Source organism: Rheinheimera texasensis (assembly GCF_964031785.1).
Classification (GTDB): Bacteria; Pseudomonadota; Gammaproteobacteria; order Enterobacterales; family Alteromonadaceae; genus Pararheinheimera; species Pararheinheimera texasensis_A.
This window is the reverse complement of record NZ_CAXIRE010000008.1, coordinates 163,495-174,714: the sequence shown is the minus strand read 5'-3', so window position 1 is coordinate 174,714 and position 11,220 is coordinate 163,495. Positions and strand designations below refer to the sequence as shown.

General features: G+C 53.1%; 9 protein-coding genes. 1 reads left to right on the top strand and 8 read right to left on the bottom strand.

Translation table 11 applies throughout. The annotated features are described in order from the left end of the window. Positions 1–225 precede the first annotated feature (225 nt). From ABNT34_RS01845 to yigB, 4 genes are all read right to left on the bottom strand, one after another. Positions 226–1,347 (bottom strand): ABC transporter substrate-binding protein, encoded by a 1,122-nt coding sequence (locus tag ABNT34_RS01845; RefSeq protein WP_348728283.1) that lies wholly within the window; start codon positions 1,345–1,347, stop codon positions 226–228. Positions 1,348–1,396: 49 nt separating this feature from the next. Then, complete coding sequence (locus ABNT34_RS01840) at positions 1,397–3,496, bottom strand: GNAT family N-acetyltransferase (RefSeq protein WP_348728281.1); 2,100 nt, start codon at positions 3,494–3,496, stop codon at positions 1,397–1,399. Next, positions 3,474–5,642, bottom strand: coding sequence for a DNA helicase II (uvrD, locus tag ABNT34_RS01835; protein ID WP_348728279.1), 2,169 nt, complete (start codon positions 5,640–5,642; stop codon positions 3,474–3,476). The genes ABNT34_RS01840 and uvrD overlap by 23 nt, the downstream gene beginning before the upstream one ends. 96 nt (positions 5,643–5,738) lie before the next feature. After that, the gene (yigB, locus tag ABNT34_RS01830) at positions 5,739–6,464 is read right to left on the bottom strand and encodes a 5-amino-6-(5-phospho-D-ribitylamino)uracil phosphatase YigB (protein WP_348728277.1); all 726 of its coding nucleotides are present in this window, start codon (positions 6,462–6,464) and stop codon (positions 5,739–5,741) included. Positions 6,465–6,657: 193 nt separating this feature from the next. Here yigB and ABNT34_RS01825 point away from each other — a divergent pair, with 193 nt between their 5' ends. Further along, positions 6,658–7,473 (top strand): transporter substrate-binding domain-containing protein, encoded by an 816-nt coding sequence (locus ABNT34_RS01825; RefSeq protein ID WP_348728275.1) that lies wholly within the window; start codon positions 6,658–6,660, stop codon positions 7,471–7,473. Position 7,474: 1 nt separating this feature from the next. On the opposite strand, the gene ABNT34_RS01820 is transcribed toward ABNT34_RS01825, so the two are convergent. From ABNT34_RS01820 to lysA, 4 genes are read right to left on the bottom strand one after another with little or no spacing between them, the layout of a single operon-like run. Next, positions 7,475–8,440: a tyrosine recombinase XerC gene (locus ABNT34_RS01820; RefSeq protein WP_348728273.1), complete on the bottom strand. Its 966-nt coding sequence runs from the start codon at positions 8,438–8,440 to the stop codon at positions 7,475–7,477. After that, positions 8,421–9,101 (bottom strand): DUF484 family protein, encoded by a 681-nt coding sequence (locus ABNT34_RS01815; RefSeq protein WP_348728272.1) that lies wholly within the window; start codon positions 9,099–9,101, stop codon positions 8,421–8,423. The genes ABNT34_RS01820 and ABNT34_RS01815 overlap by 20 nt, the downstream gene beginning before the upstream one ends. Next, positions 9,098–9,940, bottom strand: coding sequence for a diaminopimelate epimerase (gene dapF / locus ABNT34_RS01810; protein WP_348728270.1), 843 nt, complete (start codon positions 9,938–9,940; stop codon positions 9,098–9,100). Before dapF ends, ABNT34_RS01815 begins: the two co-directional genes overlap by 4 nt. A gap of 21 nt (positions 9,941–9,961) precedes the next feature. Beyond that, positions 9,962–11,215, bottom strand: coding sequence for a diaminopimelate decarboxylase (gene lysA / locus ABNT34_RS01805; protein WP_348728268.1), 1,254 nt, complete (start codon positions 11,213–11,215; stop codon positions 9,962–9,964). Positions 11,216–11,220 lie beyond the last annotated feature (5 nt).

The following is an 11,220-nucleotide window of genomic DNA, read 5'->3' as shown; positions in this document are numbered from 1 at the left end:
CCGCAATGGTGAGTTCAATAGAACCCTCAAAGGAACGGGGTTTAAGAACGCAACCAATGTTGCTCTTCTGGCTGTCACACAGCGGCTGAGCACACCCGACGCTCCACAAGGGTGCTGATAATTAGAGAAACCAACCTAATCTGCGTTTTCTGCTTAAAGCTTACCAGACCAAGGCCATAAACCCCGGTGACTCTGCTTTCTGCCGTGTTAACCACAGCATAAGAATCAAAATTCAGTCTTGTGCAGACCGTCCTTTTTCAGCTGATACAAAAATATCTGTTGCGATGCCTGATGGGATGCTTGCTGATAATGCAGAGGAAAATTATAGAGTTGTTGTTTTGGCAGCTGTTGCAGGAGACATTCCCGGCTTAGATTGTGGGTGCATTTTTTCAGTGCTGAAACCAATAATGATGCAGCCGCAAATCCCTCCAGGCTGATATCACTACGTTGTGCTCGCTCACTGGCAGTAACCTTATGAAATGCCTGTACCAATGTTGATGACAGATCATTTGGGTCTGGCACTACCATGGATACATAAATCTGAAATGGCGGCTGTAGCAGCTGCTGCAACTGCTGGATACCGGTAAAAGATACGACTGAATACACCGGATTAAAATCTCGGCTTTGGCCGAGCTGGATGGCCTGCGCCAATGGCAAATAGGTTCCGACCGTCAGCACCACATCAGGCTTTGCATCTTGCAGTTGTGTGACGGCTGCGTGCATATCTGAACTATTACGCTGAAAACGCACGATGCCAACGGGGGCGAGTCGGCGTTTCGACAGTTCGGCTTTAAACCACTGTTCGACACTGGCACCAAATTCATCTGCCTGAATTAATAAGGCAACACGTTGATATTGTCGTTTGTCTATCAGATAACGAATTTGTGTCGCTGCTTCTTCCCTATAACTGGCCCGAAAATTATAGATAAAAGCGTCATCCGGCTGGCGCAGGATGTCAGCACCAGAAAAGGGAGCCAAATAAGGCAGCTGATGTTTTCGTAACAGTGGCAACACTGCGGCGGAGGTCGGGGTGCCGACATAACCAAAAAGTGCAAAAACATGTTGGTTCAAAAGAAAATTGCGGGTGTTTTCTACGGTCCGTAACGGTTCATAACCATCGTCAGCGGTCAGTAACTGAATCTGTCTGCCACCGATGCCGCCTTGAGCATTCTGTGCAGTAAAAACCAGATTGGCACCATCACTGAATTGCTGTCCGAGCATTGCTGCCGGACCACTGAAAGGCGCTGACATGCCGAGTTTTATTGGTGTTTGTGCCTGCAACGCAATTGGCAGACATAACGCAATACATATAGTGAGCGCAGCAAAACCAGCGAATCTGAACTGCATACTGCAGCAATCCTAAAATGACATTCAACCTAATATAGCTTAGCTGCGTTTAGCTAAGTGGGTTTTGATACAAATCAGCTAAACAGGCCGTTTGTCTTAATTGAAGGGACGATGTTCTTAGCTCAGCAGCATTTAATCGCAGGTCTTGCCGTTGCCAGCATAAGGCAATCCAAAGCCTCGCTTCGGCCGCTGGCAATGTTTGAAAATGCAGGTTCAGCCAACGCCTTAATGTGATCGTGGCCTGCGGAAAATCGCGTTGCCCTTGCATAAAAAGCTGCAACAGCTGTTGGTCATAATAACTCCAGGTTTCAGCGATAGGTTTTGCCCATTGTTGCAATAAAATCGGGTCCAACCTTGACCATGCCGTCTCCGCCTGTTGCCATAAGTTCAATCCAAACCATTGTTGTAATGCTGCAGTTTCAGCGCAAGCACTGTGGCCGACTTGCCTGAGCATCAACACCGAATATTCATTACTGCTCTGATCCGGCGTGGCACTGAGTTTGACCGCCACATAACCGGCATTTTGCCAAAAACGCGCCAATGCAGCAGTTGCACCAAAACTGGTGGTCAGCAGGTTAACCCCGGTGGACATCGCCTCAGTGTTGATGAAATCCAGCAGTGTCCGACCAAGTCCCTGACGTTGCAAATCTGGCCTGACCATCAGGCGCTGGACCCGCCAGATGCGCTGTGCACCGGCATCAGGCCACAGGCAATGATAGGTCAGGCTTTGCGCGGCCAAGTGGCCCTGTACCCGGCGTTTGCCTTGGTAAATCTCTGACAGCAGCTGCGCTGGCAATTGCCCTTCCTGGCTGACGACAGCGACTGCGGCAACGGCATCACCTTGTTGTAAAGTGAACACCAGCAGGCTGGGGTCATCTAATAACGCCCATAAATCCCGTACCGAGGTCTGATAATGTGCCAGACAAGCCAGGCGGAACACTTGCTGCAATAACGCCGGCTGCTCAGTCAGCGACATCGCGCTGTATAGATGGGGTTGCAAAGCTGAGGTGTTAAAAGTCACAGCTGGTCTATCGGGCTCATCCAGCAAAAAGCTGTTAAAGATCAACAGCTCTAATGGGTCCTGCCGGCCATAACGAATGGGTTGCTGCAGAACCAGCTTGCGCCAGCCCGGCCGGTGCTGTTGCAAATACTGTTGAAAACGCAGCTGAAAACCACGGCCTGTGCCTTCATAGCCATGTTCTGTTGTAGCGAATACGACCCTGCTGTAGCGTTCAGTCAGCGCTTGCAGCTGGGGCGCCGGGATCGCGGCAGCTTCGTCAATCAGCAGCAGATCTGCGGCAGGTTGTTCTGCCAGCAGGCGGTCGACTGACCAGAACTGCAGTAAAGATGGCGTGTGTTCGCCGAGCTGCCGTTGGCAGGTGTCTAAAGCAACTTGTGCTGCCGCCGGCTGTGGCGCTGTGATAAACAGTCTGGTTTTGCCGGCTTGTTGCAATTGTGCGGCCGCAAGGCCAAGCGCAGCAGATTTGCCTCTGCCACGATGTGCACTGAGCACCAGTGGCCGGTGCCGGTGCCCGCTGACCACATGGTGAATGGCCGCGACGGCGAGTTGCTGACAGTGACTGGCATAAGGCGCGGAAAATTGTGCTTCCGCAGTTACTTCAACAGGTGTCTCCAGACGATTGTCCAAACCACAGTGACTCCAATGCACCAGCGGCTGCTGTTGCCATTGTGAAGCAAGCCAATGCTGAAACCGGCCCACATGCTGTGCGGCATCCGTCGGATAAGACAATAAACGCCGCGCAGCTGGGTTAGGTTGCTGGCTGAATATTTCAGCATCAGCGGTCAATAACAGCCAGATGCCGCCGGCAGTTAAACAGCCCATACTGGCCGCGACTAAGTCCCAGTCCATGCCGTTGGTGGCCTGAATAATCAACACATCACATTCCTGGCCCAACAGCTGCTGCCGGGCCTGACCGGCGATTTGTCTGATCTGAAGCTGTTCGTGCTGCGTCGGCCAGGGTTCGCCTAACCAAAAAATACGGTCAGTGCTTTGAAGCTGGCTTTGCAGCCATTGCCAGCAACTCTGCAAAAAGGCGTCGTCCCCCTGCGCCCAGACTGGCAAGCGCCAGTGCTGCGCCCGGCACAGCGCCCAGGCTTGTAATAACTCAGAGGGGGGTGAGGCGGGCATACGACGTGACCAGCCACTTGCTGCCAAGTTGGTCGAAGTTAATCTGAATGCGCGACTGGCTGCCGGTCCCTTCGTAATTCAGCACTGTGCCTTCACCGAACTTTTCGTGATGGACACGCTGACCCAGTTTAAAACCTGTATTTTCAAAGGCGCTGTGGCTGGCTGCACTGCCGAAACGGTTAAATTGCGTTGGCCGGCTGACGGTGGTGGTCAGGCGAATTTCTTCGACATATTCGGCTGGAATTTCCCGCAAAAACCGCGATGGTTTGTTGTACTGCTCCTGGCCATACAAACGCCGGCTTTCGGCGTGACACAGATAAAGTTTTTGCATCGCGCGGGTCATACCGACATAACAAAGCCGGCGCTCTTCTTCCAGTCGCGTCGGGTCGTCGCCGCTTTGCTGGCTCGGGAACATGCCTTCTTCCAGACCACAGACAAACACCAGCGGGAATTCCAGCCCTTTAGCGGTGTGCAGCGTCATCAGCTGTACGGCATCTGAGTGTTCTTCAGCCTGGTATTCGCCAGCTTCCAGCGCCGCCTGCGATAAAAATGCCGACAACGGGCTCATCTCTTCGTTATTGCTGAAGTTGAGGTTGGCACAAGCGTTAACCAGTTCATTTAAGTTTTCGATACGGGTCTGGGCTTTTTCGCCTTTTTCCGCCTGATACATCGCGTACAGGCCGGACTGATGGATCACATGGTCGGCCTGTTCATCCAGTGACAAGTCACGGATATCGTCATCGAGCCGGTTAATCAGCTCCATAAATGCTGTCACGGCATTGGCGGCACGGCCACTGAGTTCTTTTTGGTGCAACATCTGCTGCAGGCTTTGCCACAGCGTTTGTGAACTGGCGCGGGCGAATTCACGCACTTTGTCCATGCTCGAATCGCCAATGCCGCGGGTTGGCGTATTGATGATGCGCTCGAGCGCGGCGTCGTCCTGGCGGTTGTTGATCAGCCGCAGATAGGATAAAGCGTCTTTAATTTCCTGACGTTCATAAAAGCGCAGCCCACCATAAATCCGGTAATGGATGCCGTCCTGAATAAGTGCTTCTTCCAACACGCGCGACTGGGCGTTGTTACGGTACAGCACCGCTGCTTCAGTCAGTTTGCCACCCTGGCGGCGCCATTCGCGAATACGGCTGACAATAAAACGCGCTTCGTCCAGTTCGTTAAAAGCGCTGTATAACGAAATCGGCTCGCCGTCGTCGCCGTCGGTCCACAAATCTTTACCCAGCCGGCCCTGATTGTTGCTGATCACTGCATTGGCGGCTTTGAGGATAATGCCGGTCGAGCGGTAATTCTGCTCCAGCCGGATAGTTTCCGGATTTGGGAAATCTTTCAGGAATTGCTGAATATTTTCTACTTTGGCACCGCGCCAGCCGTAAATAGACTGGTCGTCGTCGCCGACGATCATGACACGGGCATGGTTGCCGGCCAGCAGGCGTAACCATTGGTATTGGATGGCGTTAGTATCCTGAAACTCGTCGACCAGAATATGGCGGAAACGTTGCTGGTAATGACTGCGCACCTGCTCGTTATTTTTCAGCAGTTCGAAACTGCGCAGCAGAATTTCAGCAAAATCAACCAGACCGGCACGGTCGCACATTTCCTGATAAGCGCCGTAAATTTTAATCAGCGTCTGCAGATTAAAATCGCCGCCATGCGCCATAGTGCCGGGGCGTTCGCCTTCGTCTTTACGGCCATTGATAAACCATTGCACTTGCTTCGGTGCCCAATGTTTTTCGTCCAGATTCAGTGCTTTTAGTACCCGCCGGACTAAGCGGTACTGGTCATCGGAATCAATGATCTGAAAACCCTGCGGTAAATTGGCTTCCTGATAGTGGGCGCGTAATAAACGATGCGACAGACCGTGAAAAGTCCCCATCCACAGATTATTCAGGCTGACACCGACAGTTTGTTCGATGCGTGAGCGCATTTCCTGTGCGGCTTTGTTGGTGAACGTCACGGCGAGCAGCGAATAGGGCGCGACCCGTTCGACCTGCATCAGCCAGGCCATCCGGTGCACCAGCACCCGGGTTTTGCCCGAACCGGCACCGGCCAGCACCAGCATATGCTGAGGTTGCGCCGCAACCGCTTCACGTTGTTTATCGTTTAAACCATCCAGTAACAGCGAAACGTCCATCAACTCAAACCTATGGATAAATTTACAGGCATTATATACCCAAGCACACACGAGATGCGAGTTTCCGGCCCGCCGGGCATAGACCGCATAGCCCGTTTAACCCCGCTGCAATAACAATAATTGTGCTAAATCACTGAGTTCCAAATGTGGCAGCACCAGCGGGGGGTTCGCCGTCTGCGGCTGTGGGCTATTGGCCGGATTCAGCCAGGCCGCCTGACAACCGGCATTCAGCGCACCCAGTACATCGGAACGGACATGATCGCCGATATGCAGGATTTGTCCGGGTTCAAGTTCAAGTCGCTTAGCCGCGTGCTGAAACAAATCGGGATAAGGCTTCATCCGCCCATCCGGGCCCGCGCGTAAAGCAAACTGAAAATAAGATGCGATACCCATGCGCTGAATATCAGCATTGCCGTTGGTAATGGCGACCAATGGAAAACGACTGGCGAGTGTTGCCAATAACTGTTTAACCTCAGCGCTGACACTGATCTTGGTGCGCTCCTGTAAAAATGCGCCAAGCGCCAATTCTGCCACTTCACCAGCTTCACAGGTAGAAAGCCCCTGAGCGACCAAGCCTTGTTCCACGGCCAGTAAACGCCAGCGGCTGACATCGTGGCGGATCTCCGCATCCTGCGCCGCTAACAGCTTGCGTTGTTGCCACCAGTACTGGGGATCATTATGTGCTAAATCCGGTTTCAGCTGAGTTAAACGCTGCTGCATTGCCAGTTCGGCCGCGGTTATCACCTGGCTGTTGGCGTATAAAGTGTCATCGAGGTCAAACGACAATGCGTGAATCGGCGAGAGGTTTTTATACAGACGCATGGAAAAATCCGTCAGTTCGGGTTAAAGCTTATTATGCATGGCTCTGTTGGCCTTGTCTGGCTCAGTAAGGGTGTTGTGCTGAAACACTTGTCTGCGCCACAAGACAACGCCGCTATGCATCGCTTATGCTGGCTGGCATTTTCAGCCGCTATTTGTTTTACCGGCCTTTTCCCGGTCCGGTTTGGGAGTCAAAGTGAACCTGATTTGTCGTGGTAGTCTTGTTGGGTTCGGGCTGCTCGCACTGCTGGGCAGTGTGAATGCCGCCGCCGCACCGCTGCTGGAATTGCCGTGCCAACGCACTGTGATTAGCCGCTCCGCTACCAACATGCCGCCTTATTCTTTCCTGGATGAAAAACAACAGCTCACCGGCTACCGCGTTGAATTTATGCAGCAATTGTTTGGCCGATTAGGCTGCAAACTGGAGATCCTGACTGATTCACCGTGGAAGCGGTCTTTGATGCTGCTGGAAAGCGGTGAGATTGATGTGCTGATGAATGCATCAAAATCGGCCGATCGGGAAGCTTACGCCTGGTTTTCTAAACCTTATGAAGATGAAAAAGTCGCGGTATTTGTCGCGGCGGCGCAGCGCGACCAGCTAAAACTCAAACAGCTGGCTGACATATCGGAACGGGGCTATAGCGTCGGGCTGATCCGCGGCAATTTTTATGGCTCGCAAGTGAGCGCTTTGCTGGAGCAGCCATCTTTTCGCAAATTCGTCGTAGAAGCCATAGATAAACCTGCGCTTTATCAATTTGCGCTACGGGGACGGGTGCAGCTCTATTTGGATTATTTCCCCAATGGTTTGCTGGCGCTGCGCGATGAGAAGCTGGAACAGCAAATAGTGCGATACCCAATCCCTCCCATCACTATTGGCCAGGTGCATTTTATGCTGAGTAAAAAAAGTGTCAGCGCGGAATTTGTCCGGCAGCTGGATCTGGCGCTGGCTGACATGCTGCGCGACGGTTCAGTGCGTAAATTGCAGTATAAATATGGTGTGATGCCGGAATAACTCAGCGTGGCGATTTCTTGGCGCGCGGATGCGCCGCATCGTAGACCTTGGCCAGATGCTGAAAATCCAGGTGGGTATAGACTTGGGTCGTGCTCAGGTTGGCGTGGCCCAGCAGTTCTTGCACCGCACGTAAATCACCGCTCGATTCCAGTAGATGGCTGGCAAAAGAATGGCGCAGCATATGCGGGTGCACATGTTGCGACAACCCCTGACGTCGCGCCCATAGCTCGACGCGCTGCCGGACATGCCGGGCGGAAATGCGGCGTTTTTGTTTGCTCAGAAACAGCGCATCCGGCTCATCACCGACAAAAGCCGGTCGACGTTGCAGCCAGCGTTGCAGTGCTTTCTGTGCCAGCGAGCCAATCGGCAGCACGCGGGTTTTATTGCCTTTACCGCGTACGCGGATTTGTTGTTCACTCCAGTGGATATCGGCGAGATTGGCACTGACCAGTTCGTCGAGGCGCAGGCCGGAGGAATAAAATAGCTCCAAAATGGCTGCGTCACGCACCGCCAGATCATCGTCTGGTTCGTCAATATCGAGCAGCCGCGCCATTTCATCGACATCGAGATTTTTCGGCAACGGTTTGGCGGTTTTCGGCACTTTCAGATACAAAGTCGGGTTGTCAGCTCTGTGGCCTTGTTGCTGCAGATAACGATAAAAACTGCGCAGCGCCGCCAGCCGTAACGCCAGGCTTTTTGGCTTCAGGCTTTGCCGGCAGCTCAGAATATGTTGTTGTAATTGCCGCTCGGTTAGTTGTAACCAGTCCGGATTGGATTGGCTCAGCCATACCGCCTGTAACTGTTGCTGATAAGTGGTCAGGGTTTGCACACTGTAGGCGCGTTCAAATTGCAGATAAGCCAGAAACTTCAGTAGCAGCGGGTCTGGCGCCAAAGCAGCGGCTTGCTGCTCCGGCTCAGCACCGGTTAGCGGCTCAGACTGCCGGGCGCTAGCGGCCTTGCTGGCCATAACGTGGCAACACTAAGGCCAGCACTTTGGCGATGTGATCGATAAACAGCGTGTCCATGCTGGGCTGGAAGTGATCATCGAGCTGCGAACCAAACGCCAGTAAGGCAAGCGGCTGGTCGGCGTGGCTGATAAGCAAGAGCGCCACCGAATGAATACTGGGCGGGAACAAAGTCGCCATTTCATCGCGGTTCAGCCGGCCAAAATAATAGTGCCGGCCTTGTAAGCGGTGTTCCAGCACCAGTTGCAGTGCAGTGAAATGATCGCCCATAGCCTCGTGATTAAACTCAATCAGATTGCAGGCATGCACCTGCGGCATTTTGTTAGCGAAAGCGCTGAGTGCGAGGCGAATGTCGGTTTTTTGCCGCGCCGCCAATAAATCGAGGTGTAACTGGTTCAGTGCAAAGAAAATATGTTCGTTCTGCCGGGCTATGGTCATCAGCCGGGTGATGTCTTCTTCCAGACCGCGTACCCGTTCGCGTTGTAGTTCCATCTGGCGTTCGACCAAAGACACAGCGCCGCGCTGGGCATGCGGCAACCGCAGCCGCGACAGTAATTCCGGGTGATGCTGGAAAAACGCCGGATGTTCCAGCAGGTACTGATATACCAGCTGGTCGTGTAAATAAGCCTGATTCAGTTCTTTTACGTCTGTGACGTCCGTCATAACACCATTTGTCCGTCAAACACATGTTCAGCCGGTCCGGTCATTTTGACCGGCTGGCCTGGGCCGTTCCAACGAATTTGCAGGCTTCCGCCCGGTAAGTCAACCCGGACCTGCGTCTGCAAAGTTTTTTGCATCTGCCCGACCACTGCGGCGGCACAGGCGCCAGTGCCACAGGCCAGCGTTTCACCAGCGCCGCGTTCCCACACCCGTAGTTTGATATGACCAGGATTGATGACCTGCATAAAACCGATATTGGCACGTTCCGGGAAACGTTCGTGATTTTCAAAAATCGGCCCCCACAACTTCACCGGCGCGTTTTGAATGTCGTCGACGGTGATCACCGCATGTGGATTGCCCATCGACACCACGCCACACAAAGCGGTGGCGCTATCGGTGCCATCGTCGCCATGCAGAATGTAATTGAGTTCCTGTTTTTGTGCTTTAAACGGTACTTTGGCCGGTTCAAATTGCGGAATACCCATATTGACGGTGACCTGGCCGTCCTGCTCAACATACAACACAATTTTGCCGGACTTGGTGCTGACGGCAATTTTGTATTTATTGGTCAGGCCTTTGTTGCGGACAAATTTGGCAAAACAACGGGCACCGTTGCCACATTGTTCCACTTCAGAGCCGTCTGCGTTAAAAATGCGGTAATGGAAATCCAGATCCGGGTCATAGGGCGGTTCCACCATCAGCAGCTGGTCAAAACCAATACCGAAGTTACGGTCGGCCAGCTGTTTGATTTGTTCTTTGGTCAGGAACACATTCTGGCTGACGGCATCCACCACCATAAAATCGTTGCCCAGACCATGCATTTTTGAGAACTGTAATAACATGCCGTTAGGTACCGCCTTGTATCAGGTTGGTAGCAGCTGCTCGCCGCGCCATAAATCTGCCCACTGTTCGCGTTGGCGCACCAGATGGACCTGATCGCCGTCGACCAGGATTTCAGCGGCCCGTGGCCTGCTGTTGTAGTTTGAACTCATGGTAAAACCATAAGCGCCGGCCGAGCGCACCACCAGATAATCACCCGGAGCTATCGCCAGCGCGCGGTCTTTACCAAGGAAATCGCCGGTTTCACAAACCGGACCTACGACGTCATAAGTCTGGGCTTTTAGTTCCGGTTTCAACTGTACCGGAATAATGTTCATCCAGGCACTGTACAACGCCGGCCGGATCAGGTCATTCATTGCCGCATCGACAATGGCAAAATTCTTTTCCTGGCCCGGTTTTAAAAATTCAACTTTGGTGAGTAGCACGCCGGCGTTGGCCATAATGGCGCGGCCCGGCTCAAATACCAGCGTCAAATCCGGATAGGCTTCAAGGCGTTTTAATACCTCGGCGGCGTATTCGCTTGGGTGTGGTGGGGTTTCGTCGAGATAGGTCACGCCCAAGCCACCACCGATATCCAGATGCGACAGTTTTATGCCCGCGGCGGCGAGTGTATCCACCAGCGCCAACAGTTTATCCAGCGCATCCAAAAACGGCTGGGTTTCAGTCAGCTGTGAACCGATATGGCAATCCACACCGCAGACTTTCAGGCGGCTGAGGCTGGCGGCATATTGATACATCTGCGGTGCGCGTAAGATGTCGATGCCGAATTTGTTGGCTTTAAGGCCGGTCGAAATATAAGGATGGGTTTTGGCGTCAATGTCCGGATTGACCCGAATGGAGATTGGCGCGACTTTGCCAAGCCGGGCTGCCACACTTTGAATGCGGTCGAGTTCAGGTTCGGATTCGACGTTAAAGCATTTGATGCCGGTGTTGAGCGCAAACTCAATTTCGGCTTCGGTTTTACCAACGCCGGAAAACACTACTTTGGCCGGGTCGCCGCCGGCCTGTAACACGCGGCGCAGCTCGCCTTCTGACACGATGTCAAAACCACTGCCAAGCCGCGCCAGAATATTTAACAGTGCAATATTACTGTTGGCTTTGACGGCATAACATACCAGATGAGCGCGGTTGCCGGCTGCATCCGCAAAGGCGCGGTAATGCCGTTCAATAGTGGCGCGGGAATACACATAAGTGGGCGTGCCAAAGCGCGCAGCGATGTCGGCTAACGGGACTTGTTCGGCCAGCAGTTGCTGGTTCTGATACTGAAAATAATCCACCTGAA

Bases quoted from the DNA above. Each gene is read 5' to 3' on its own strand.
- ABNT34_RS01845 (WP_348728283.1), bottom strand. From the start codon at position 1,347: ATGCAGTTCAGATTCGCTGGTTTTGCTGCGCTCACTATATGTATTGCG.
- yigB (WP_348728277.1), bottom strand. From the start codon at position 6,464: ATGCGTCTGTATAAAAACCTCTCGCCGATTCACGCATTGTCGTTTGAC.
- uvrD (WP_348728279.1), bottom strand. From the start codon at position 5,642: ATGGACGTTTCGCTGTTACTGGATGGTTTAAACGATAAACAACGTGAA.
- ABNT34_RS01815 (WP_348728272.1), bottom strand. From the start codon at position 9,101: ATGACGGACGTCACAGACGTAAAAGAACTGAATCAGGCTTATTTACAC.
- ABNT34_RS01840 (WP_348728281.1), bottom strand. From the start codon at position 3,496: ATGCCCGCCTCACCCCCCTCTGAGTTATTACAAGCCTGGGCGCTGTGC.
- dapF (WP_348728270.1), bottom strand. From the start codon at position 9,940: ATGTTATTACAGTTCTCAAAAATGCATGGTCTGGGCAACGATTTTATG.
- ABNT34_RS01820 (WP_348728273.1), bottom strand. From the start codon at position 8,440: ATGGCCAGCAAGGCCGCTAGCGCCCGGCAGTCTGAGCCGCTAACCGGT.